General features: G+C 44.0%; 21 protein-coding genes. 11 read left to right on the top strand and 10 right to left on the bottom strand.

The features are described from left to right. The first annotated feature begins 77 nt into the window (after positions 1–77). Positions 78–1,028, top strand: a complete 951-nt coding sequence (locus AYW76_RS08845; protein ID WP_067218678.1) for a ketopantoate reductase family protein — start codon at positions 78–80, stop codon at positions 1,026–1,028. A 34-nt stretch (positions 1,029–1,062) separates the two neighbouring features. Here AYW76_RS08845 and AYW76_RS08840 read toward each other — a convergent pair whose 3' ends face one another. Together AYW76_RS08840 and AYW76_RS08835 are read right to left on the bottom strand one after the other, a co-directional pair. Then, positions 1,063–1,899, bottom strand: coding sequence for a CvfB family protein (locus AYW76_RS08840; protein ID WP_067218674.1), 837 nt, complete (start codon positions 1,897–1,899; stop codon positions 1,063–1,065). 66 nt (positions 1,900–1,965) lie between these two features. Further along, positions 1,966–2,520 carry a DUF1415 domain-containing protein gene (locus AYW76_RS08835; protein WP_067218671.1) on the bottom strand — a complete coding sequence of 185 codons (555 nt, stop codon included), beginning with the start codon at positions 2,518–2,520 and terminating at the stop codon, positions 1,966–1,968. Between the two features lie 156 nt (positions 2,521–2,676). Between AYW76_RS08835 and AYW76_RS08830 the strand changes: the two genes are divergently transcribed. Then, positions 2,677–3,909: a DEAD/DEAH box helicase gene (locus AYW76_RS08830; protein ID WP_067218668.1), complete on the top strand. Its 1,233-nt coding sequence runs from the start codon at positions 2,677–2,679 to the stop codon at positions 3,907–3,909. A gap of 75 nt (positions 3,910–3,984) precedes the next feature. On the opposite strand, the gene ribA is transcribed toward AYW76_RS08830, so the two are convergent. Next, complete coding sequence (gene ribA, locus AYW76_RS08825) at positions 3,985–4,590, bottom strand: GTP cyclohydrolase II (RefSeq protein ID WP_067038288.1); 606 nt, start codon at positions 4,588–4,590, stop codon at positions 3,985–3,987. 77 nt (positions 4,591–4,667) lie between these two features. Further along, a complete protein-coding gene (locus tag AYW76_RS08820) occupies positions 4,668–5,141 on the bottom strand; it encodes an Lrp/AsnC family transcriptional regulator (RefSeq protein ID WP_197467796.1) in 474 nt (157 codons plus the stop codon). A gap of 188 nt (positions 5,142–5,329) precedes the next feature. Here AYW76_RS08820 and leuA point away from each other — a divergent pair, with 188 nt between their 5' ends. Beyond that, a complete protein-coding gene (gene leuA / locus AYW76_RS08815) occupies positions 5,330–7,006 on the top strand; it encodes a 2-isopropylmalate synthase (RefSeq protein WP_067218659.1) in 1,677 nt (558 codons plus the stop codon). A 108-nt stretch (positions 7,007–7,114) separates the two neighbouring features. Here the strand turns inward: leuA and AYW76_RS08810 are convergent, their stop codons facing one another. From AYW76_RS08810 to AYW76_RS08795, 4 genes are all read right to left on the bottom strand, one after another. Further along, positions 7,115–8,038, bottom strand: coding sequence for a GGDEF domain-containing response regulator (locus AYW76_RS08810; RefSeq protein WP_067218653.1), 924 nt, complete (start codon positions 8,036–8,038; stop codon positions 7,115–7,117). Then, positions 8,035–12,372, bottom strand: coding sequence for a PAS domain S-box protein (locus AYW76_RS08805; protein ID WP_067218650.1), 4,338 nt, complete (start codon positions 12,370–12,372; stop codon positions 8,035–8,037). Before AYW76_RS08805 ends, AYW76_RS08810 begins: the two co-directional genes overlap by 4 nt. A gap of 188 nt (positions 12,373–12,560) precedes the next feature. Then, a complete protein-coding gene (locus AYW76_RS08800) occupies positions 12,561–13,394 on the bottom strand; it encodes an inositol monophosphatase family protein (protein ID WP_067218649.1) in 834 nt (277 codons plus the stop codon). Positions 13,395–13,507: 113 nt separating this feature from the next. Continuing rightward, positions 13,508–13,825 (bottom strand): DMT family transporter, encoded by a 318-nt coding sequence (locus tag AYW76_RS08795; protein WP_067038294.1) that lies wholly within the window; start codon positions 13,823–13,825, stop codon positions 13,508–13,510. Positions 13,826–13,931: 106 nt separating this feature from the next. Here AYW76_RS08795 and AYW76_RS08790 point away from each other — a divergent pair, with 106 nt between their 5' ends. The 6 genes from AYW76_RS08790 to gntR all read left to right on the top strand — a co-directional run bounded on the left by AYW76_RS08790 (position 13,932) and on the right by gntR (position 19,774). Further along, a complete protein-coding gene (locus AYW76_RS08790) occupies positions 13,932–14,828 on the top strand; it encodes a LysR family transcriptional regulator (RefSeq protein ID WP_067218646.1) in 897 nt (298 codons plus the stop codon). A 237-nt stretch (positions 14,829–15,065) separates the two neighbouring features. Beyond that, on the top strand, positions 15,066–16,082 hold the full coding sequence (locus AYW76_RS08785) for a TRAP transporter substrate-binding protein (RefSeq protein ID WP_067099254.1): 1,017 nt from the start codon (positions 15,066–15,068) through the stop codon (positions 16,080–16,082). A gap of 93 nt (positions 16,083–16,175) precedes the next feature. Further along, positions 16,176–16,727: a TRAP transporter small permease subunit gene (locus AYW76_RS08780; RefSeq protein ID WP_067033836.1), complete on the top strand. Its 552-nt coding sequence runs from the start codon at positions 16,176–16,178 to the stop codon at positions 16,725–16,727. Between the two features lies 1 nt (position 16,728). Beyond that, positions 16,729–18,045: a TRAP transporter large permease gene (locus AYW76_RS08775; protein WP_067218642.1), complete on the top strand. Its 1,317-nt coding sequence runs from the start codon at positions 16,729–16,731 to the stop codon at positions 18,043–18,045. 90 nt (positions 18,046–18,135) lie between these two features. Continuing rightward, a complete protein-coding gene (locus AYW76_RS08770) occupies positions 18,136–18,630 on the top strand; it encodes a gluconokinase (protein WP_067033831.1) in 495 nt (164 codons plus the stop codon). A 139-nt stretch (positions 18,631–18,769) separates the two neighbouring features. Next, positions 18,770–19,774 (top strand): gluconate operon transcriptional repressor GntR, encoded by a 1,005-nt coding sequence (gntR, locus tag AYW76_RS08765; RefSeq protein ID WP_067218639.1) that lies wholly within the window; start codon positions 18,770–18,772, stop codon positions 19,772–19,774. 384 nt (positions 19,775–20,158) lie between these two features. On the opposite strand, the gene AYW76_RS08760 is transcribed toward gntR, so the two are convergent. Both AYW76_RS08760 and AYW76_RS08755 read right to left on the bottom strand, forming a co-directional pair. After that, the gene (locus tag AYW76_RS08760) at positions 20,159–21,082 is read right to left on the bottom strand and encodes an AEC family transporter (RefSeq protein WP_231872582.1); all 924 of its coding nucleotides are present in this window, start codon (positions 21,080–21,082) and stop codon (positions 20,159–20,161) included. 207 nt (positions 21,083–21,289) lie between these two features. Continuing rightward, positions 21,290–21,775, bottom strand: a complete 486-nt coding sequence (locus tag AYW76_RS08755) for a Spy/CpxP family protein refolding chaperone (protein WP_067218632.1) — start codon at positions 21,773–21,775, stop codon at positions 21,290–21,292. A gap of 187 nt (positions 21,776–21,962) precedes the next feature. Here AYW76_RS08755 and AYW76_RS08750 point away from each other — a divergent pair, with 187 nt between their 5' ends. After that, complete coding sequence (locus AYW76_RS08750) at positions 21,963–22,655, top strand: response regulator (protein ID WP_067218630.1); 693 nt, start codon at positions 21,963–21,965, stop codon at positions 22,653–22,655. Beyond that, on the top strand, positions 22,652–24,076 hold the full coding sequence (cpxA, locus tag AYW76_RS08745; RefSeq protein ID WP_231872578.1) for an envelope stress sensor histidine kinase CpxA: 1,425 nt from the start codon (positions 22,652–22,654) through the stop codon (positions 24,074–24,076). Before AYW76_RS08750 ends, cpxA begins: the two co-directional genes overlap by 4 nt. Positions 24,077–24,090 lie beyond the last annotated feature (14 nt).

The raw sequence follows: 24,090 nt of genomic DNA, 5'->3' as shown, positions 1-24,090 counted from the left end.
TCCTCCATTCGATATTTACTCTTTGGGGCGGCATAATAGCAGGCTTACTATTAAAAAACTTCTAGTACGAGGCTTAAATGACAAAAGATGCGTGGTTAGTTGTCGGTAATGGAGCGATCGGCTTACTTTGGGCGAGCAAGTTACGCCAACATGGAGAACAGGTGACTGTGTTGTGCCGCAGCGACATCCCTAATAGCCCGCTTAACGTCGAGGACATAGATGAAGAAGGCAATACTCGCAACACACAAAGCGATATCGAATTTGTCAGCCTTGATCAACTAGAAGGAAAATACACCAAGACTTTGCTTTGCACTAAAGCCTTTGATCTGGTGGCTGCCTACCTTGATGTGCGCAAGCACACAAAAAAACGTGGTTTAATTGCAACGCTTTGCAATGGCTTGGGTGCACAACAGGATTTGATCCCTCATCTTAAGAAGCAACAAAACTTATGGGCAGGTATCACGAGTGAAGGCGCTCTAAAACTCGACAGCAATCGAGTTAAAAAAACAGGCGATGGGGACAGCTTTTTCGGTCTATTAAAAGAACAAGACGATAATATGTTCGGTACAGACTTTCCTTTTCCAGACGTGCAAAGCCGAAACATCGAACGCCGATTGATTGAAAAGCTCGCCGTAAATGCAGTCATTAACCCACTCACTGCTATTTTCTCCATCAGAAACGGAGAAGTACTGGAAGCACCTATTCGACCCATTTTTGATGCTGCTGTGGATGAGCTAGCAAACGCCATGCACTGTGAAGAGTTTCGTTTCAAGCCGCTGGTTGAAGACATTACAGCTGAACATCTACATAGACGTATCGCAAATGTCGCTCGACTCACATCGATGAATTGCTCCTCAATGTATGAAGACATTCGCAATATTCGCCAAACTGAGAATGAATACATTTCTGGTTTTTTCCATCGTGAGACACCAAGAAGCGCCACTCCGATTCAAGATGCTTTTTACGCTGCTTTAAACGATACCGCTCATTTAGAAGACCACAAAAAAAAGCTCCTAAGTCAATTTTAGGAGCTTTAAATCAAAACTGATAACGCTGTCTAACTTATTTCTTCAACGTAATTTTATCTTTACCAAGGTTGATCTTCTGCTCTTTGTATAAAGCACCCAGTGCTTTTTTGAAGGTCGCCTTACTTACTTTAAACTCTTTGAAGATCGCGTCAGGTGCACTTTTATCAGTCAAATGCATTTCACCTTCATTTTGTTCTAAGTGCTCGATAATCTGGTCTAAGATGGTAACAACCTTCTTGTAACCCGTTTGCTGCAAACTTAGATCAATCTTACCATCTTCACGCACGCGTTTAATGTAAGCTTTCATGTGGTCGCCTTTATATACACGACCAACAAGATCTTGAAAGAATAAAACCCCCCAGTAGCGGCTATCCACAATACATTTATAGCCAATGTCCGTGCGATCACCCACGATAATATCTACTTGCTCACCAGTACGGTATTCTGGCTCTTGACGATTCAGTAGAGGGTCGACTTTTGTTGTGGCAACGATGCGATTCGTAATTTGGTCCAAGTACACAAACAGTAAATGAACCTGCCCTTCTTCAACTCGGGTTTTCTGCTGACTAAATGGTACTAAAAGATCTTTCGCCAACCCCCAATCAAAGAAAGCCCCCACTTGGTTAACCGCTAAAGCACGCAATGCTGCGAACTCACCGACTTGAACCTTAGGGATTAACGTTGTAGCAATCAGCTCATCCTCAGAATCCAAGTAAATAAAAACATCCACCTCCTCTCCAATACGAAGACCATTAGGTACATAGCGTTTTGGCAACAAGATTTCACCTAACTGCTCAGCATCGAGATAGACACCGAAATCTTTCTCTTTAACTACGCGCAAGCGATTCATGCGTCCGATATTGGTTGGCATATTGACTCCAAGGGGTTGAGTAAGGTCGCGCACTATACACGCGCGCTGGTAAAATTTAAATGTCTCTTATGACTGAACCATGCACTGCTGCATTAGCTTCGCCAGTGCTTCACGCCCAGTCTCTTCCATCAGCTTAATATTTCGCTCAGGAATCTCGGCCGTATCACCATAAAACTCGATGGCTTTTTCCAAACTGGCTTCTCTTAGTATATGTAACATCGGATACGGTGAACGATTGGTGTAGTTTGATACATCATCGTCTTCTGCCCCTGCGAAACAATACTTAGGGTGAAAGGTAGCCAATTGATAAACACCTTCACACTCTTGCTCAAACATTAATTGCTCAGAATCATCAACAAAGTCTAAGTAACTCAAGAAATCCGTAAACAGCGATGGAAAGATCATCAATGTTGTTTCTGCTTCAGGATGCTGATCCAGCCAGTCAATTTCGGCCATTAACTCTGCCAAAGCAACATTAGGCTGGCGCGAACGAATCACAACATATCGCACTGTGCCGAGATCAACCTCACGTTTAGCGAATGGACAAACATTCATACCGACAATGAACGAGCGCACCCAACTCTGGGTTTGCTCAATAACTAATTCTTCGCTTAAGTGCATGGATACAAGCCTCTATAATTTCCGCTATTTTATTTCATTCCCTAAAATCGGTCTAATGACTATCACTATTTAGTGAAATTAAATGAAAGAAACCAACGGATTGAAACAGACAATGGTACAATCACGGCACAATTTACGTTTCATTTGAGAGCATACATGTCCTTTTCCGAATTAGATCTGGATTTTACCATCACGCAAGCCATTGAAGACATGGGGCTGAGTGAGCCAACACCGATACAAGAACACGCCATCCCATTGGCTATGGACGCACAGGATATCCTTGCTTGCGCCGAGACTGGTACAGGTAAAACCATCGCATTCGCTGCGCCCGTCGTACAACACATTTTAGATCGTGGCGAAGAGTCAAGCCTTGCACCTAAAGCACTGGTGCTTGCGCCAAGTCGTGAATTAGCGCGACAAATTTTCCAAGTATTTGAGCAATTACTTGTTCATACACGCATCAAACTGCAGTTAATTGTTGGTGGTACGCCTTACGGCATGCAACAGCAGCTACTCAGTGAACCTTGCGACATTCTTGTTGCAACACCAGGCCGTTTGGTTGAGCTTGACGAAAAAGGCTGGATGGATTTTAGCGATACATCAATGCTGGTCATTGATGAAGCGGACCGCATGCTAGACATGGGCTTCATTGATACCGTTCGCCACCTTTCAAAGCAACTGCCCGAGCATCAGACGCTCATGTTCTCTGCTACCATTGACGGTGAGAAAATGGGGCGTTTTGCTAAGTCTTTGCTACGTGAAGAGTCCGAGACAATTCAACTGACTGATTCACCACGTAATGTACCTAGCCAAATCAAACAAGTGGCTTTTCGTGTAGACGATGATGCCCACAAAGAAGCCATGTTGAAGCATCTTGTAAGCCAAGAGCGCGTCCAACAAGCGGTTATTTTTGTATCCAACCGTGACCATGTTGACGTTTGGGTACAACGCATCCGTAAGTGGGGCTTCCGCTGTGATGGCCTACACGGCGAAATGAAGCAAAGCGATCGCAATGACCACTTGAAGCAAATGAAGAAGGGTCGCCTGCAAGTTTTGGTCGCAACCGATGTTGCCGCACGAGGCATTGATCTTCCTGAAATCAATACAGTCATTAACGTACGCTTACCACGTCGAGCGGATTCCTATGTCCATCGTGCTGGCCGCGCGTCACGCGAAGGTAACCCAGGCGAGTGCTATTCATTAGTAGACATTCACGATTTACCGATGATGGAAAAAATCCAGCGTTACATGCAAGCGCCAATTTCTTTCAGCAAGATTGCCGGAATGGAGCCAAAAACCAAAATCCGGTCGCCAAGTTTAACCAAAGGTAAAAAGAAACCGAGTGCTAAAAAAGCACCCGTTTCAAAAAAGGTTAAGAAAAAGAAATAACGTTTTGACCTACTAATAAGCATTAAAAAAGGGAGCCGAGACTCCTTTTTTTAATGCTTAAACCAACCCACTAATTCAATCGAATTTCAATGTATGATGCTTACGACGCGCTTTTGCTTCTAAGTAATTACGGTTGTGCTGATTGACATGTACGGCCGTCGGCACCAACTCCGTGACATTGATCTCATTGTGCGTCAGCTGCTCAGCTTTATCGGGATTATTAGTAAGCAGACGCACCTTTTCGACGCCTAATGCTTGTAGCATACGCGCCGCAATAGAAAAATCCCGTCCGTCATCCGGTAAATGCAACATTTCATTGGCTTCATAAGTATCGTAACCCTGATCTTGTAACGCATAAGCTTCTAGCTTTGCATACAGACCAATGCCACGTCCTTCTTGGCGCAAATACAGAATGTAGCCACCTTCGACATTAATGCGATCAATCGCCTCATCCAATTGCTCACCACAGTCACAACGCCCAGAACCGAATACATCACCGGTCAAACATTCTGAGTGGAGGCGCACCAGTGGTATGTCATTTTTCTCTGTCGTTGTGCCTGCAAATGAAATAGCAATGTGCTCTTTACCGCTTTCATCGCCATTAAAAGAAATGAATTCGGCCATGACGTCGCCAGCTCGCACCGGAATCACTACTCGACGTTTAACCGTTAATTGATTCATTGATACTGCTCTCTTACAAAAATTATGCTCTATATGCGAGCATTATAAAGTGTTTTCAATCCCCTGAGTAAGGAAAACTAAATTAAGTGTCCTAATGGTAAAGAGGTATTCTCTTTTACGCTGCGCAACAGGAAGCTTGATTGCACACCGCTCACTCCAGGAATGCGAGTTAACTGCCCTAATAGAAAATCGTGGTAATCCTCCATATCCTCGACCACAACTTCAAGTAAATAATCACAATTTTGGCCAGTTACTAAGTTGCAAGTGCGTACTTCTGGGAAAGAATTAACCTGCTCTTCGAAAACACTGAAGCGATCAGGGGTATGCCGATCCATACTAATCTGAATGTAAGCCGTTAACTTTAGGCCCAGTTCGGAACGTTTTAACAAAGTAACCTTTCGATCTATTATGCCGCTCTCTTCCAGAGCCTTCACTCGACGTAGACAAGGCGAAGGCGAAAGTCCCACTCGATCGGCAAGATCTTGGTTAGTTAAGCTAGAATCTTGCTGCAACTCTTGCAAAATGCGCACATCAATTTTATCTAGATTCAATTTCATAAGCAGCCCCAACCTAAAAAACAACAATTTGAGCAATTTTATTCCAAAAACCCCTTTAATTAATAGTTAAAACGCAATCATTTTCCGATAGAATTTGGTTACACTGTTTGTGTCGAAAGATGCTAACCGCATCTCAATCTACATAGGCTACCCGCCTACTCATTTTATGGAAGGAAAAGAATATGAGTTCTTTTAATCACACTAAATATCGTCCGTTTACACCGGTTGCCTTAGAAAATCGTACTTGGCCAGACCAAGAAATCACCACTGCGCCACTTTGGGCAAGTGTAGACCTGCGTGACGGCAACCAAGCATTGGTTGAGCCGATGACAGTGGAACAAAAGAAAGAATTCTTCAAACTTCTTGTCGATGTAGGCTTTAAAGAAATCGAAGTAGGCTTCCCTGCGGCGTCACAATTAGACTTTGACTTTGTTCGCTGGTTGGTTGAAGAAGATCAAGTGCCTGATGATGTTTACATTCAAGTCTTGACTCAAGCACGCCCTGAGTTGATCGAGCGTACCTACGAATCTTTGAAAGGTGCCAAAAAAGCCGTAGTTCACGTATACAACTCAACATCTACCACTCAGCGTGAACAAGTATTCCGCCTAGACAAAGAAGGCATTAAGCAAATCGCCGTCAAAGGCGCCCAATGTGTTAAAGACCATGCGGAAAAAAACCCAGGTACAGAATGGGTCTTCCAATACTCACCAGAAAGCTTCACCGGCACTGAAACAGACTACGCAGTGGAAGTCTGTGATGCCGTTATTGATGTATGGCAACCGACGCCTGAGCGTAAGTGCATTATTAACTTACCTGCTACTGTTGAAGTGACGACGCCAAACCGCTTTGCAGACCAAATCGAATATTTCTGCCGTAATGTTAAAAACCGCGAAAGCATTATTGTTAGCTTGCACACACACAACGACCGTGGTTGTGGCGTTGCTGCAGCAGAGCTTGGCTTAATGGCCGGTGCTGATCGTATCGAGGGCACCTTGTTAGGCAATGGCGAACGTACCGGAAACATGGACGTTGTAACCATTGCAATGAACATGTATAGCCAAGGCGTTGATCCTAAATTGTCATTAGGTGACATGGACCGTATTGTCAGTGTGGTTCAGTCATGCACACAGCTTCCTGTTCATCCACGCCATCCTTACGCTGGCGAATTAGTGTTCACAGCCTTCTCAGGTTCTCACCAAGATGCCATTAAAAAGTGCTTGGCCAATCAAACTGACGACAAAGCTTGGGATGTTGCTTACTTGCCAATCGATCCTATGGACGTTGGTCGCAGCTATCAAGAAGTTATCCGCGTAAACAGCCAATCAGGTAAAGGCGGCGTTGCATTTGCTCTAGAACAAGAATACGGCTTAGCGTTACCACGTTGGTTGCAAGTCGAGCTTAGCCCTATCGTTCAACGCTTCTCTGAAGAAGACGGTGGTGTTGTAAAATCTGCTGACATGAAGCGCCTATTTGAAGAAAGCTTCATGACGGCAAGCGCGCCTTATGCTTTAGGAAACTACGAGCTAAGCAAAAAGGATCACGACTCCGTGACCGCTGAACTAACCCACAAAGATGGCTCTATCAGCATTGAGGGTGAAGGAAATGGCGCGTTGTCTGCTTTCACAACAGCGCTAAGCAATCACTTTGGCATTCGTGTAGACATCGTACAGTATCAAGAACACGCACTAACAAATGGCAGTGACTCTCAAGCGATTGCTTACATTCAAGCCAATATTGATGGCGACCGCTTCAATGGCGTTGCAATCGATAACGACATCGTTTCTGCTTCCATTCAAGCCGTGCTAGCAACCGTAAACCAAAAAGTTGACAGCACCAACGAGCAAGCAAACGTGGCATAACCCCCCGCCACGTGAGTTTGAAGCTGGGGGCAGCGACACAATCACTCTCCCAGAAATAAGAAAGCCGAGCATTATCCTGCTCGGCTTTTTTTTAGAAAGTTTTTCTACTCACGAGCCTGCGTAATTTAAAACAACTCGGTCTCTACCCTGATGCTTGGCTTGATATAATGCGAGGTCAGCACATTTAATTAACTCAAGCTGAGTCTCTTCGTTATGATAAGCACTCACACCCACACTTACAGTAAGATTGATCCACTGCGACTCATATGAATATTTATCCGCTGATAACAACATACGATAACGCTCACATGCGGTGACCGCCTCTTGCGCAGTTGTGTAAGGAAGGAACAAACCAAATTCCTCTCCTCCGATGCGGCCAAACACATCGCCCGCACGTTTAAACCGATTAAAACGCTTGGCTATTTCTTTTAAAACGACATCCCCACCTTCATGACCATAGGTATCATTAATCTGCTTAAAATGATCTATATCGAAGACAGCAACGCTTAAGCTTTGACCATAACGAAGAGATTTAGCCATCTCATCTGATAAATTTTTTTCAAACGCTCGTCTATTAGGCAGACCCGTAAGGTAGTCCGTTGTTGATAAAGCCTCTAAGCTTGTATTCGCTAAGACAAGACGTTTACGCATATCAGCTAAGCGCACCATTGCTAAAAGCTTCGCCGCTAATACTTTATGCTGAATCGGCTTGGTCAGATAGTCGTCCGCACCAGCCTCAATACAACGAAAAACATCTTCGTCTGAGTCAGATCCACTCAAGATAATAATAGGCACCCAATTCGCATCGTAGTTGCCCTGAAGGCCCCGAATTTCAACGACCGCCTCAACACCTGTTTTATAAGGCATATTTAAATCAACGACCAACAGGTCTAAGTCATCACCATGACTCTTAAAATAATCAACTAACTCCTCACCATTGCTCGTCTCCACCACATCGTGGCAAAGCTTTTCTAAGTGAAGCTTCAACAACAAACGATCTGATGGCGCATCTTCTGCGATCAGTATCTTCAAGAAAGCCTCCCTATCCTTTTTAGATGGGATTTGACGTTGGAAAGTTCCTGTTTGATTTGATCGACAAACAGAGCTGGCTGAGTTACTGCACCCGCTTTCGCTTGATGCTCAAGCTCCGTGGCTAAACGGCTCAACTCCATCGCTCCAACGTTGGCACTTACAGATTTAAGACTGTGCGCTGGTCGAAACATGTCTTCGACATTGTCATTTGCTAACGCACTTTCTAGTCCTAAAACGACTTCGTCTGCATCTAGCAAAAAAGCCATGACAATATCTTGAACTTGTTCCCCTAAGATTTCTTCAAGAGCGGACAACACACTTTCGTCCAAGGAAACATTATTATTAGGTGTTGCTAAGTCCATTTTTTTACTTCCGAATTCAGCTGACGTTTCATTTTTAACTAACCATGAAGAGATGCTACTGATTAATTCTTGAGCACGAAAAGGCTTAGAAATAAAGCCATCCCCACCAATCTCTTTAACTTCGGCGACTCTCTCCGGTTGGATGTCCGCCGTCAACACTAAAATAGGCACACGCTGACCTGTATCCACTTCTTTTTTTCGTATCTCTTTAATAGCGGTTATTCCGTCCATAACTGGCATGTGAAGATCCATTAAGATTAGATCAGGTTTCTTGTGTTGCCAACATTCAATGGCCTCAACACCATTCTCAGCAATCAAAACGTCTGCATTTATTTGTGAAAGCATACCCTTTACAACGGCTTGGTTAGCTTTCATATCTTCCACAACCAGAATAGAAGCTGACACTTGAACACTAGATTCTAGATTTGTACAAACACCACTGTGATATGAAGATTGCTTAATAAAGGATGAATTAACGCTAGGACTGCTCAAACCATTGAGCCCTCTTTTTAAGTCTTGGATACTTGCCGGCTTATTCAAACAAACGTTAATCCCCGTGCCATCTAAATCCTGATTTTCCAAGTTTCCTGCAGAGGATATCATTAGCACTTTAGGATAATGTTCTTCATCCAGCAGTTCTCGAACACAATGACAAAGTGCCAGACCATCCATATCGGGCATCAAGTAATCCAAAATAAGCACATCGTAAGGCGTATTTTGCTTTGCGGCATCGACAATGCGAGTTAAAGCTTTGCTTGAATTTTGTTCGTAGGATGCATATAAATCGAACTGCTCCAACTGATTTCTTAAAATAGAAAGATTCGTTGCATTATCATCAACGACCAAGATTTTGGCAAACTCTTGAGTGGCCTGGGACTCGCCCGATACGAGTTGATCTGAGACCTCAAGTGGTAAAGTAACGGTAAACGTTGACCCTTTACCTAATTGACTCTCTAAACGGATCTCACCTCCCATCAGTTCTGTTAATTGCTTAGTAATCGCCAGCCCTAGTCCTGTACCGCCGAATTTACGGGTTGTAGAATTATCCGCTTGAGTAAAAGGTTGAAAAAGCTGCTCTTGTGCCTTCTCTGAGATACCAATACCGGTATCTTCAACCTCAAGAGCCACCTGAATACCAGATGGCTCTCGTCGTTCTGACCGCACTGAGATCATCACCTGACCAGATTCCGTAAATTTGATCGCATTACCAACAAGGTTCATGAGTATCTGACGTATACGATAAGCATCACCCCGAACCGAGTACATTTTAGAAACATCAAAGTTCACAAGAAAATCAATGTTTTTCGCTTCCGCCTTAATTACTAAAAGTTTTGATAAATCATAAACTAGCTGTTCTAAATCGAAGTCAATAGTTTCAATGGTTAAGTGACCTGCCTCAATTTTTGAGAAGTCTAATATCTCATTAATCAGCTCTAGTAAGCTTTCACCAGAATTACGTATAATATCCAGTTGGCTATGCTGTTGCTTAGTTAATGCCGACCCTGACAAGATTTCAGCCATACCAAGTACGCCATTTAAAGGGGTTCGTATTTCGTGGGACATGGTGGCTAAGAAATTACTTTTTGCCTGGCTCGCTCGAATCGCTTCTTCCCGAGCATTTCTTAAAACAGTTTCAGTTTCATACTGTTTTGTAACATCTAAATTTGTGCCAAACAGATGCGACGGCCGACCTTCACTATCAAACGCGGCACGACCATTGGCTTTGATGTATCGAATGGATCCATCTGTCCTAATAATCCTAAATTTGACACTTAAGATTTGGTGAGCCTCAAGTGCTTTACTAGATGCTTGCTGTACATGCGGCAGATCTTCAGGGTGAATCAGTGACACCCAATCATCGTATATTTTTGGTTCATCGGTGTACTCCAATCCATACAGCTCGCACATACGTTTATCCAGCCATATGGTCTGGCTATTTACATCACGCTCCCAAACACCAATACCGGCGGCCTCTGTTGCTACGCTTAACCGCTCTTTCGCTCTGACGATGTCCTCTTCAATGGCAAGACGTGCAGTAATATCGCGAGCATGAATAATAAAGCCTTTTAAACGCCCTTCAGAATCAGTAATTTTACTGCGTACATTATCTGCGACAAACTCTGAACCATCTGCACGCTTGTATACCATCCTGTACTCTTCACGATCTGGCGTATTCGGCGAGTCATAAGCCAAACCTATGCGTTCGAACCCACCCTTATCAGCGTACAAAAAATCAGGTGTACGCCCAACCAATTCATCTTCTTGATAATTAAATAACTCTAATGTGTGTGGATTTGCCATGACGATGCGACGATTGATGTCTGATACCACAATCGCTTCTGGCGCATTCATAAAGAGAGATTTAAAAAGCTCCATCTGAGTACGCAATGCATCCTGTGCGCATTTCTGCTGAGTAATATCTTGAAATGTTAGAACACAACTGATGTCATCACCGAACTCTTGTTCGACAGGCGTACACGAAAACTTAACGGAAAACGCGGTGCCATCTCCGCGGTAAAAGTCGGCATTAATATTCAATAATCTTTCATCATTTTCTGCTGCACGGATAATACTGTTTTCAACCTGTGACGATACAGCAAGTGGCTCTTTGGAGGTACGAAGTAACCGAAGCACAGACTCGCCAATCATGCTATGCGCATCAACACCGATTAAGGTTGAAGTCGCAGCGTTTACAAAAGTAATACAGCCAGTCCGGTCAATTCCTACTATGCCATCGCTGACAGCCCCTAAAATCAACCTTTGTTTTTGCTCTGCCGCGACAATAGATTGCTTAGTCTCTTCTCGCGTCAGCTCATTGGCGACCCATTGCCCAAACAACTTAACCAATTCATATTCGTCCTCACTAAAGTCTTCATCTCTTGGCTCTAGTCCAGAGAAATTAAGCGTCCCCCACACCAGATCATTTACTTTTAATGAGACACCTAAATACGCTTCTAATTGAAAGTTTTGATAACAAGGATGAGTTGCTATATCACTTTTACCTGCGTGGTAAAAACCGGTTACTTGATCTCTATTTAAGGTATGCACGCAATAACAGTTACCTAAATCAAACAGAGTACCGGGTAAAGGCTCACCATTTGGCGACTGACTGTAAGCCACTCTATAGCTTTCACCCTCGACATCGCTCACAATGCCGACCGGTAAATTCAAGATCTCACAACCTAGAGACAATACTTCATTGATTTTTTCGGTAAGCGACAACTCAGTCTTTGAAGTCAGATCATGAAAACGTTTTAATGCTTGTGTAATACGTTTTAAGGGTGTTTGATCTAAGATACTCGCATAAATGCCTACAACTTCGTCATTTTCAAAGCGCGGCTCATAGTGACACACAATGTATCTATGAGCCTTAATACCAAAGCTGGATTCATGCAAAACCGATGTTTGCATCTCGATCGACTCGCCAGATAGAGCCTTACGAAGATAGGGTTCGATGTTACAAAACTGCTCTTCTCCAATAACTGAACTGACCAGCTTACCAACAATGTTGGATTTTGAGATTTTAAAAGTTTCTTGGTAGCGGTTATTGACATATTGATAACGTAAATCACGATCAATGTAGGACACTAATAAGGGTAAGCTGTCAGCAATATTGACTACTTCCTCGAATAAAGCATCCTGTTTTATCTCATCAGCCGTAGGAATAAGCGCTGTGATAACAGGTAAAGCATCCTGAACAAACTGTGATTCAACGTATAAAGGAACGCCTAAATAGGCAACTTCATTTAACTCATACCATTCAAGAGACATTAAAGATGGTGTTGAAAACGATTGAACGATACCTTCTTCAACGTACAAGCCTTCACCACTATTAAGCACCACAGACCAATGTGAGATAGCGCCGGTTCGTTCAAATAAACTGGCTAGCGAGTGAAGTTTTGAAAAGACACCTGAAAAAGAGTCTGTCCAAGCAATTTGTGCCGAACAAAGAGGTACGTTTTTTAAAGTCATATTTTTACTATGGCCCGATCGTTTAATTCAATACTTCTGTATTCACTTTTTACCGACATAGTACGACAACATCAAGGTTTTACGGCGTTCAAAAAACAAAAGGCACACAAATATGCATGCCTTTTATTTGCCTAACTGATGCGTTATCAGATCTAAAACGACTTCGTATGAGCCAATTTTAGAGACGACTAAACAACGATAGGCAAGATATCCTTACAAATAGCCTCGACAACAGATGAACTTCGTCCCGCGACAATGACACCCTCACGAATAGCTGGCTTATAGGTTCGACCATCTAACATGCGCACAATTCCGCCAGCCTCTTGATAAGCCAAAATACCGGCCGCATGATCCCATGCATTGGTTTTTGGACTCACTGAAAAGTCTACATTTCCTTTCAGGAGAGTACGGTATTCATGACAACAGCAACGAAGTGCAATAGTTCGCGCATACTTAGGTTGTAAATCTGCCGCCTTTAAGCGCTGCTCGGCGTTTTTAAACAAGAAAGGGGAAAAAAAGCCGACTAATTTGTTGTCCGTGGGCTGCTCTTCAATGCGGTATGGGCGAGGTGCCTCGCCCGGTCGAACAAACCAAGCGCCTTCTCCTTTCGAGGCTTCGACCCAATCATCGTTTACCACATCGTATAGCACCCCGAAAATCGTCTCGCCTTGATAAACAACCGCGATCAATACACCAAAAATTGACAATCCATTAGCAAAGTTCCACGTACCGTCAATTGGGTCAATGATAAATACCAACTCTTGTGAATCAAGAATGTCTAATACACTCTCATCTTCAGCAACTGACTCTTCGCCTACAATCTGAGCATTTGGCAATAAATTTTGGAAACGTTGTGTCATCGCTTTTTCAGCCGCCAAATCGGCGACGGTAACCAAATCATCAAAGCCAGACTTTGTAGAGATGGCATCGTCAGACAATTCACGGAACCGCGGCAATATTTCTGCTTGTGCCACGTCACGAATAATCTCAATGACAGCATCTTTAGTTTCTCTGGATAACACAACAATCTCCTTATCAGGCTTAAATTAAAATGCGGGTATAAACAATACAGCTCTTTAGTAAAAACTATATTACAGTCAGCGACCCGCGACCAAATAAACCACCATGACTATCATTAGTGCGCTAATTTAAGAACGACAACACCGCTGATAATCAATAAAATACCTAAGTATCGAATAAGCGACGCAGGATCGTTAAAAAACATCACACCAATCATAAACGTACCCGCTGCACCAATCCCTGTCCACACAGCGTAAGCCGTCCCCATTGGAATATCTCTTTGCGCTAGCCATAGCAATACGCCACTGGTGATTAAAAAGAATACAGCCATCAATAGACCCGGCCATTTAGTAGACGATTCTTGTGCGATCTTCATGCCTAATGGCCAACCAATCTCAGTCAATCCAGCCAACAATAAATATATCCATCCCATTATTCACCTCCACTTATAGAGTTGTAGCCAGCAAACATGCCGTATTGCCCTTTATAATATCTGGATATATGATGGTTTAAAGTTAGTTACTATCGATTAAATAGATATGCAAAATTTAGAACACATCCGTATGTTAGTGCTATCCGCCGACTTAGGGTCCTTTTCCGCCTGCGCTAGACGCTTAGGAAAAGCTCAATCAGCAGTCAGTCACGCCATTAGCTCTCTTGAGATCGACCTGGATGTCGAGCTGTTTGATCGTAGCACACGAAAACCCATGCTAACCCCTGCTGGCGAACGCCTTTACCGCAGCGCAAAAGCCTTACTAGCGCAATCGGAAGAGTTTGTACAAATGGCTAAGGCAATCAACCAACAAGAAGAAAGTAATTTACGGATTGTATTAGACGATGCTTTGATGACACCTGCCGTTGCCTCTGTCTTAGCCACTTTTTGTCATAAGTTCCCATATACGCAACTAGACATTCAAACTCACCCCTCACCCGACATCATTCCACTGCTACTTAATAATCAGGCTTCTTTTGGCATTATGGTGTCTGAAATCAGTGCCATCAAAGAAGTGGATTTCTGTTACATTGGCCAGATACCAATGGTTCCCATCTGTCACCCTGATCATGAACTGGCGCGACGAGAAGCTATTAACGAACCCGATTTATACCCCTATCGGCAAATTGCCATACGTGGCAGCCAACAATTGGAATCCCCCATGTTGATGAGTGTGACACCTAACGTATGGTGGTGTTCAAGCACGCTTAACGCACTCACATTAGTCAAACAAGGCATTGGCTGGAGTTATCTTCCGCTTTACTTAGCCCAACCCTATATTGATAAAAAAGAACTAATTAAGCTTGATGTCAGCTTTGATCATCAAACTTGGCAAGCCCCTATTGATATTGTATGGCCCAGAGGTCTTACTAAAGGCCCTGCATTAACTTGGCTACAAAATGAACTAAAACGCGTTATGCCAAAAGACCAATGCTTAAGTTAACCGATCCGATTTCTCACCTTCTTCTATCGCCGTATTTTTCTAATTATCTAACTCGTTAATTTTTATAGATTTCTAGAACGCTCAGAGAAGCAGCGCTCACTCTGACTCATATTTTCTATAGATGCCTGTTGACGAGCAGCAAAAGTTACCGGTAACATTCACCCAAGTTACCGGTAACATATCCTCGTCACTTGTGACTTTATCTTCCTTCAAAACAATAAATAGCGGGAAAACATCATGAGCAAATTTGCTAAGACGTTACTTACTGCCACGATTGCAGGCGCACTTTCAACATCTGCACTGGCTGCTGATTTCACCTTTAAATTCCAATCATCAGACCCATCTGGCGACAAAAATTTCCAAGTTCAGAAAGAGTGGACTGAGCGCGTGGAAGAAATGTCAGGCGGTCGCATCAAAATCAACCTATTACCTGTCGGCAGTGTGTTCAAACACACAGAAACATTAGACGGTATTAAAATGGGCATTCTTGATGGCCAAGTAACGGCAACTGAGTTTTTCTCGGGTAAAGATGCAGCGTTCGGTTTAATTGGCAATACCGTTGGTGCTTGGTCTGATACAAGCCAATTATTGCAATACATTAATTATGGCGGCGGCTACGAACTAATGAACGAACTGTACGCACCCTATGGTGTAAAGTTCATTGGTGGCTCAACGACGGGCGTAGAGTCCTTCGTTTCGCGCGTACCTTTAGACGGTGTTGATGACCTAAAAGGCCTTAAACTTCGCGCTCCTGAAGGTTTAGTGCAAAAAGTATTCGCGGCAGCCGGTGCAACACCCGTTAACTTACCAGGTTCTGAAGTTTTCACAGGTCTTAGCAAAGGCGTTATTGATGCCGCAGATTACACTGTATTTTCGACAAACCAAAAAGCGGGCATGAATGATATTGCTCCCCATCCCGTTCAGCCAGGTTTCCATTCATTACCATTGATTGATATCTCAATGAGTTTGAAAAAATGGAACAAGCTGCCTGAAGATCTGCAAGCCATCATGACCGTTTCAGTACGTGACTTCGCCAACGATATTACAACACAGCTTCGTATTGCGGATCAGAAAGCCGTTAAAGCGGCTCAAGAAGACCCAAATATCACTATTCATGATTGGTCTGCAGAAGAACGTAAAAAATTCCGAGCGATCGCTCGTACGCAATGGGAAGAGTTTGCAAAAGAGTCTCCAAATGCACAAAAAGTGTATGACTCTGTAACAACTTACCTAGAAGAAAACGGCCTTCTTTAACACCTAAGAAGCCTTGATGCCAAACAAAACAGGCGCTGGACAACCGGTCATAAGCCGATTTCCTAGCGCCTGTTTTAAACTGGACCCTACCCCATGAAGAAAAATACTCCTATTCCGCAGACAGAAGATCCAACAGAACAGCCGCGAAACCTATTAGATAAAGCCATCGTACGCCTTGGTAACGCCTTGAGCTTGCTGTTTTTATTTACCGTCGGCATCTCTTTTTACGAAGTTGTCATGCGCTATGTGTTTAATGCCCCGACCATGTGGGTCCACGAATCGGCTTCATTTATCGGTGGCTGTTTATTCGTATTTGGTGGCATCTATGCCCTAGCCACCAACAAACACGTGCGCGTCGTCCTCATTTACGATGCTGTTTCAGACCGCACCCGTCAATATTTGAATGTTTTCCATCATATTATGGGGCTTATTTTTGCAGGGTTACTTGCGTATGCGGCGTATCAAATGACCGAAAGTGCTATTTTTTCCCCTTTTGGTGACATTCATTTTGAAACATCCGGTTCTGCTTGGAACCCGCCATTCCCTGCCTACGTGAAAATCACCATATTCATAACTGTATGTGTGATGTGGGTTCAGTTTGCTCTGCACCTAATCCAAGAAATACTGAACCTAAGGAAGTCATAGCATGTTTGATTTATCCGCTTTGGGCATAGGCTACGGCAGCCTACTAATGCTAGTTTCCATGATCCTTCTGTTGCTTACAGGTATGCAGTTAGCCATGGTAACCGGGCTGGTGGCACTCATTTTTGCCGTCGGCTGGTTTGGAATTGATGCTCTACCGTTGGTCACTAGTCGCTTATACAGCTTTGTTGGCAGCTATGTCTTTTTGGCCGTACCCATGTTTGTGCTCATGGCCGCCTTACTCGACCGCTCTGGCATTGCCAGAGACTTATTCGATGCCATGAAAGTCGTCGGGCGCAAGGTGCGTGGCGGTGTCGCTGTCCAGACCTTAGTGGTCGCGATCATACTTGCCTCTATGTCAGGGGTAATCGGTGGTGAGACTGTCTTATTGGGCATTCTTGCACTGCCACAAATGCTACGCCTCGGTTACAACCGAAAATTGGCGATCGGTACGACCTGTGCTGGCGGTGCACTCGGTACCATGCTGCCACCCAGTATCGTGCTGATTATCTATGGCCTAACAGCAAGTGTGTCTATTGGCGATTTATTTAAGTCGGCTTTTTTACCCGCCTTGATCCTAGCCTTTTCCTATATGGCTTATGTACTCATCATCAGTCGTATGCACCCAGAATATGCACCTCTTCCGAGTGACGAAGAGCTGGCTCAAGACAAGAACACCAACTATTTCAAAGCGCTATTCTTTCCCATCCTTTCCGTAGCCGTTGTTTTAGGCAGTATCTATACCGGTATCGCATCGGTAACTGAAGCCTCAGCTCTGGGTGTCGTCGGAATTATTTTCAGCGCTTGGGTTCGTGGCGAATTAACATTCGACATGCTCAAGGAAAGTGCTAAAGCGACTATGAGCACCTGCGGCATGATCATCTGGATCGGCATCGGTGCAACAGCACTGGTCGGCGTATATAACCTTATGGGCGGTATTGATTTCGTTGAAGAGACGATTCTATCCCTATCTGGCGGCAGCGTTATGGGCACCGTGCTGATCATGATGGCGATCTTACTGGTACTAGGCATGTTCCTAGATTGGGTCGGCGTGGCACTGTTAACCATGCCAATCTTTGTGCCAATTATTACCAATCTTGGACTAGACCCCGTTTGGTTTGGTGTTGTGTTCTGTCTAAACATGCAGGTGTCTTTCCTATCACCACCGTTTGGTCCGGCAGCCTTCTATCTTAAATCGGTTGCGCCAAAAGACATTAGCTTAGGAGAAATTTTCAGCTCATTGCTGCCTTTCATCGCCCTTCAAGTGACGGTACTGGCCTTGGTAATTTTCTTCCCTCAGCTGGCAATCTGGTGGAAATAGAAACGCTTATATTTTGAACAGAACTACTTAATTGCAACATCTACAGATATCGCGAAGCACGACCAGGTGCTTCGCAGGAGAGGCACTAATATGATAAAGAAAATCATTGTGATGGGCGTTTCTGGATGCGGTAAGTCCTCTATGGGACAAAAACTCGCGGACCATTACGGTTTTCCTTTTTTCGATGGCGATGATTATCATTGTGAGAACAATGTTAAAAAGATGCGTCAAAGTATTCCGCTCACAGACGAGGATCGTTACGGCTGGTTAAACACGCTTAACCACATTCTACGTGATAACGATTCAGCGGTGGTGGCGTGCTCAAGTTTAAAGCCATCTTATCGTGATATTTTGCGCAACAATATAGACGACCTTGCCATTGTCTATCTACAAGGAGATTTCGACACCATTTGGCAGCGCCACCAGAAACGTGATGGTCACTACTTTAACGGAAAAAGTATGCTGGAAAGTCAGTTTGAAACCTTAGTAGAACCAGAGAACGAACCGGATGTGATTGCAATCGACATTCGCCATTCGCTGGATGATGTTTTTTCGAAAAGCGTCTCAGAGCTGGCATTACGATAACTTGATAGCTGATACTGCGAAACGCAAGTGTCAGCTAACTTCTTATTATTGTTTGTGTTTTTGGTATCTGGTCGATACGCTCCGAACTCTCTATGTGGTAATGTGACCGCTAACAATACTTTAAAAAAGACCTAACAGGATGAAGAAAAAGCGCCCTACACTTCAAGATGTGGCCGAACGAGTCGGCGTCACTAAAATGACCGTGAGCCGTTTTATCCGTAACCCAGATCAAGTATCTGACCCGCTACGCGATAAAATTCAACACGCATTGGACGACTTAGGCTACATCCCTAATCGCGCGCCAGACATTCTCTCTAAATCCAAAAGCCACGCCGTTGGTGTATTGCTACCGTCACTAACAAACCAAGTCTTTGCAGAAGTCATTCGTGGTATCGAAACCGTCCTAGAGCCCGAAGGCTACCAAACCATGCTCGCTCACTTTGGCTACAGCCAAGACCTAGAAGAGCAACGCATTGCAACACTGCTATCTTATAACGTTGATGCCTTAATCATTTCAGAAAGCCAGCACACACCCAAAGCCCAAAAGATGCTTGAGAACGCTGGTATTCCTGTCATTGAAATCATGGACTCCACATCGACAAGTCCGCTGCATATCATTGGCATCAACAACAGCGCAGCGGCTCGAGAGATGACGCAAACCATGATTGATCATGGTCACCGCAATATCGTCTACTTTGCTGCCCGAATGGATGAACGTACCTTGCAAAAAATTGCAGGTTACAAGCAAGCAATGGCGGCTAATAACCTTACCGCTGCGATCAAAGAAACCCGATCAGCCTCTTCATTCACACTAGGCGCAAAATTTCTCGAAGAAGTACTGTCTGAGTATCCCGATATTGATGGCATCTTTTGCACCAATGATGACCTAGCCATCGGCGCGTTGTATGCTTGCCAAAAGAAAGGTTTACGAGTACCCGAAGATATAGGTATTGCGGGGTTTCATGGTCATGATATCGCCAGGGCAATGGTGCCACTGCTAGCAACGGTCGTAACGCCGCGAGAGGAAATGGGACGCTTAGCCGCCCAACAATTACTTAAAAATATTCACGGAGAAGCGCGACACGCCTCGGTGATTGAATTGGCCTACGAAATTGAATGTGGCGAAAGCATCAAGAAAATTTAGATAAAGTGGAGCTAAGAAGGGATAAAAAAAGGGAAGTATGCGGGGTGTTGAAGAGTCGCGCATACTTCCCTTAAAGGGTGACGTTAATCACTTTCGGCATACTCAGTGTAAAAGGACACTTCGTCTGCGGTCACCTAGCAATCCCCCATTTATGAAAGCTAGATAACCATTTGAAAGCGATCGAAATAGATCACCATTCCATAGAGGACTTCGCATACAATATCGGGCAGAGCAAATATATGACGCGATGTCGAGAGTAATAATATGCGCTTGCTGCCCTTATAGTCTTGCTAAATACGCCTCTCTTATCACCATTTACGACATTCAAGGAAATAGCGTCATGAGATGGTTGGTTTAAACCCACGCTATACGCACATGGCTAACTCAATGTAATAATAGCAATAATGCGCTGATGCTAAAGAACGACAACACAGTCGTCACCAACAAGGTGCTTGAACAGAAGCTTCGTTGCCCGTATTCACCGCCTAAAATCGGGAAAATACTGAACATCGGCATAGCCGCAAAAACAAGTACCGAAACTTGAAGCTCACTAGGCATATCTTGAAAAGCCTGTAAGCTAATAAATACGACCATTGGAAAGAGCAACAGCTTAATACTAGCAACGATTCCGGTTCGAACTTTGCTGCCAGCAATAGCAACACCCACCAAAGAACCACCAATCACAACCAGTGCACTTGGCGCCGCAGCCATTGCAAGAAGCTCAAGCCCACCACCTATAAAATGTGGTAATCGCAGATCCAGCAGAGACAGCATAATCCCAGCGAACACGGACAAAATAATAGGATTGCTTGCAATACGCTTGAGAACTTTCACAAACACCTGCTTTCCAACACCAGGCTGATGGTTGTAAAAGGATTCAATGAGCATCAGCGCTAAAGGCAAAAAGATAATATTCTCCACGACCAATGCCATAGCAAACGCTTGGGCAGGCGCATTCTCTAAATATTGAAGCAGAATTGGAAAACCAATAAAGGAGCTGTTGGGCATCATCGCCCCCATGCTACTAACCGCCGCCACACTCCAGACTTCTTTTAACACGTAACGAACAATGACTAATGTTATGAAAAAAGCCACCAGTCCACCTAGTGCATACACAAACATATACGGCACGTTGACAACCGCCCTTAAATCGAGCGCAGATATCTTGGTAATCATCACCGATGGCAAGGCAAAATAAAGAACAAAACGACTCAACGCTGGCAGAGCCTCTTTAGGCAACAATCCAAACCGCGTGCCAGCGAAGCCTAATAGGATAAGAAAGAAGATAGGAGCGGTAATATTAAGCACAACGTCCAAAGCAGATCCTTACTTTTGAGAGGATGTAAAGATCCTAATATTACCCTAAACAACCATTTAGAAATATAAAGCAGCACTTCATAATTCAACACACTTATTCAAAATAACGTACTGGCCATAATACAAAAAGCCCCACTTCTTTCGAAGCAGGGCAATTCTTATTTGATAATATTTACTGGTATTTAGGAATGGATGCTATTAATCGTGTTTTTTACCATGACGAGGCTTGTCACTTTTACAGGCCTCTGATGCTTCTTTTTTCAATGCTGTAAATTGCTCTTTTTGCTCAGGTGTTAGCACACCAAACATCTCATGTTGATGCATCATGCGCTGCACCATCATTCTAGCTTGCTGATCCGCCATACTTTGAGCAAACTTCTCGGCCGCTTTTTTATCAAACTTATCCGCCATGACCAACTCATCTGCAGCTTGACGATGTGATGATCGAACACCTTCTTTTGATTCATGACGAGCTTTCATGTTTTTATGAACTGACATGCGCAATGCTTTCATTTGAGCTTGCTGTTTATCACTTAAATCGAGTTTCTGCATAAGGTGAGCATCAGACCCACAATGTTCGCGCCCTTCTTTATCATGATTTTTACCGCCAGCAAATGCGCTGGCCGTACCAAGCATTAAAGGAAGCGCCAAACCTACAACCATCATTTTTTTACGGATATTCATAATTTCTTTTCCTTCAATAAGATACTGTGTATAAGGCTGTCTTCACAGCACATGAATCTAGAATAAGTTCTTCAAGGTAAAGCAACGTCCGCACAACGTAAAAGATCGTAAAGACATGACGCTTGTTTATATTTATCAGTAAACTAACTAGATCTAAACCGTATTAATGGGTTAACAATAATCACGCATGGCCAACATTCTTCTTATCGATGACGACACCGAATTAACAGAACTGCTGTCTGAAGTTCTAACGTATGAAAACTTCACCGTTTCAGTCGCCAGCAACGGTGAAGAAGGCTTAGAAATGCTATCCAGTAAAATTGATATCATTTTACTGGATGTCATGATGCCAAAATTAAATGGTATCGATACGCTAAAGCGACTTCGTGAAACTTCAGGCACGCCAGTGTTGATGTTGACAGCCAAAGGAGAAGAAATTGATCGTGTAGTCGGTCTTGAATTGGGTGCAGATGACTATTTATCTAAGCCTTTTAGTGAACGTGAATTACTTGCCAGAATACGGGCTATCTTAAGGCGTTCACAAACTCATCAACAAGAGCCATCCTCGCCTGCAGCGGTAGAATACTTCGACATCAAGCTTTACCCAGGCAAGGTCGAGGCTTACTGTAGCGACACCCTATTGGAGCTGACCAGCACCGAATTCGCACTGCTACATCATTTCATTTTACATCCCGGCCAAATTCTTACCAAAGAAACACTAAGCCTCGATGTACTTGGAAAACGCCTTGCTCCATTTGATCGTGCTGTAGACATGCATGTGTCGAATCTTCGAAAAAAGCTACCAGATTGGAACAACGGCAAAGCACGCATTAAAACACTTAGAGGTCGAGGCTATCTCTTAACAGAAGGCGGTGAATGATGCGCTTACCAAAAATAACCAGTTTGTATGGCCGTATCTTCGCCATCTTTTGGTTCACCATGTTTCTAGTATTAATGGCGGTACTTTCATTACCGCACTTTGATCCAAGAAAAGTAAGCGATATACCTGCCCCCTATTATCAACGTTTACTTCAAGCGCGTGACAACATCCAGCGACACTTTGCCGATCAAAGCTCTATCGAATCCATCGTCTCACAACTTTCAAGCAATCGTCGCAATAACGAACATGATGATCGCCACAATTCTAACAAACGCCGCGATTCCGGTTTTGATTTTTTTATTACCGATGCAGATGGCAACATTTTATCGCTACAAGGCCGGCCAACCCCCGAAGAGCGCGCAGTCCGAAATCTAGTGACGAACATTGAAAACGTAAATATTCCGCAGCAAAAATTGTATGGTCGCTACATGCTATCTGGCCCCATTCCAATTCGACTCGCACAAACGGATTACTATTTGTATGTTGGTGTCAAATGGAGCCGCCCTCCAAGCTTTTTAATTCAACTGTTCGATCATCCATTTCAACTGTTGCTAGCCACCATGCTCATCAGCACACCTTTACTATTATGGCTGGCGTGGGCATTAAGCCAACCTGCTCGTCGCTTAGAACGTGCCGCGAAACGTGTTGCCCGAGGTGAGTTTGACATCGACCCGAGCCTAGAGAAAGGCACCTCAGAGTTCCGCCAAGCAGGTGCCAGCTTTAATCAAATGGTCAAAGCCGTTAATCAGATGATCTCACGTCAACAGCGCTTACTGTCAGACATCTCTCATGAGCTTCGATCTCCTTTGACTCGTTTACGTATGGCCAATTCATTAGCACAGCGCAAACAAGGCCAAAGTCCTGAGCTCACTCGAATCGATACCGAAACCCAGCGCCTAGAATCCATGATCAACAATCTGCTCGATTTATCTCGGATGCAGATTGACAGCCACATGAATCGCGAGCACCAGCCGTTAGCCAGCCTATGGGAAGCGCTACTCGAAGACACTCAGTACGAAGCCGAACAAATGGAGAAGTCGCTTACTTATAATACTATTCCAGATAGAGCATTATTGTGTCACCCGCAGCTCATGATGAGCGCACTAGAAAACATTGTTAGAAACGCCATCTATTACGGTAAAACAACAATCTTGATCAATATGAAGGTAGATTCGAACCGCTTAACGCTAACGGTTGAAGACGATGGTGACGGCGTACCAAAGGAGGAACGCGAAGCAATTTTCCGTCCTTTCTATCGCGTTTCTACAGCACGGGATGCTCATAGTGGAGGTCGCGGATTAGGGCTTGCTATTACTGAAAATGCCATTCGACAGCATAATGGCTCAATCGAAGCGTCACAAAGCGACTTAGGCGGCCTGAAGGTTACCGTCGAACTGCCAATAGAACAAAAAGATAAATAATATACTTTATTTAT

The sequence above is a fragment of the Marinomonas gallaica genome (genome assembly GCF_001639745.1).
GTDB lineage: Bacteria > Pseudomonadota > Gammaproteobacteria > Pseudomonadales > Marinomonadaceae > Marinomonas > Marinomonas gallaica.
This window is presented reverse-complemented; position numbering and strand designations above follow the sequence as displayed.

Coding starts and splice junctions, on each gene's coding strand:
- AYW76_RS08785 (WP_067099254.1), top strand. CDS start 15,066: ATGAGCAAATTTGCTAAGACGTTACTTACTGCCACGATTGCAGGCGCA.
- cpxA (WP_231872578.1), top strand. CDS start 22,652: ATGATGCGCTTACCAAAAATAACCAGTTTGTATGGCCGTATCTTCGCC.
- gntR (WP_067218639.1), top strand. CDS start 18,770: ATGAAGAAAAAGCGCCCTACACTTCAAGATGTGGCCGAACGAGTCGGC.
- leuA (WP_067218659.1), top strand. CDS start 5,330: ATGAGTTCTTTTAATCACACTAAATATCGTCCGTTTACACCGGTTGCC.
- AYW76_RS08805 (WP_067218650.1), bottom strand. CDS start 12,372: ATGACTTTAAAAAACGTACCTCTTTGTTCGGCACAAATTGCTTGGACA.
- AYW76_RS08830 (WP_067218668.1), top strand. CDS start 2,677: ATGTCCTTTTCCGAATTAGATCTGGATTTTACCATCACGCAAGCCATT.
- AYW76_RS08780 (WP_067033836.1), top strand. CDS start 16,176: ATGAAGAAAAATACTCCTATTCCGCAGACAGAAGATCCAACAGAACAG.
- AYW76_RS08835 (WP_067218671.1), bottom strand. CDS start 2,520: ATGCACTTAAGCGAAGAATTAGTTATTGAGCAAACCCAGAGTTGGGTG.
- AYW76_RS08755 (WP_067218632.1), bottom strand. CDS start 21,775: ATGAATATCCGTAAAAAAATGATGGTTGTAGGTTTGGCGCTTCCTTTA.
- AYW76_RS08845 (WP_067218678.1), top strand. CDS start 78: ATGACAAAAGATGCGTGGTTAGTTGTCGGTAATGGAGCGATCGGCTTA.
- AYW76_RS08775 (WP_067218642.1), top strand. CDS start 16,729: ATGTTTGATTTATCCGCTTTGGGCATAGGCTACGGCAGCCTACTAATG.
- AYW76_RS08840 (WP_067218674.1), bottom strand. CDS start 1,899: ATGCCAACCAATATCGGACGCATGAATCGCTTGCGCGTAGTTAAAGAG.
- AYW76_RS08790 (WP_067218646.1), top strand. CDS start 13,932: ATGCAAAATTTAGAACACATCCGTATGTTAGTGCTATCCGCCGACTTA.
- AYW76_RS08770 (WP_067033831.1), top strand. CDS start 18,136: ATGATAAAGAAAATCATTGTGATGGGCGTTTCTGGATGCGGTAAGTCC.
- AYW76_RS08795 (WP_067038294.1), bottom strand. CDS start 13,825: ATGGGATGGATATATTTATTGTTGGCTGGATTGACTGAGATTGGTTGG.
- AYW76_RS08750 (WP_067218630.1), top strand. CDS start 21,963: ATGGCCAACATTCTTCTTATCGATGACGACACCGAATTAACAGAACTG.
- ribA (WP_067038288.1), bottom strand. CDS start 4,590: ATGAATCAATTAACGGTTAAACGTCGAGTAGTGATTCCGGTGCGAGCT.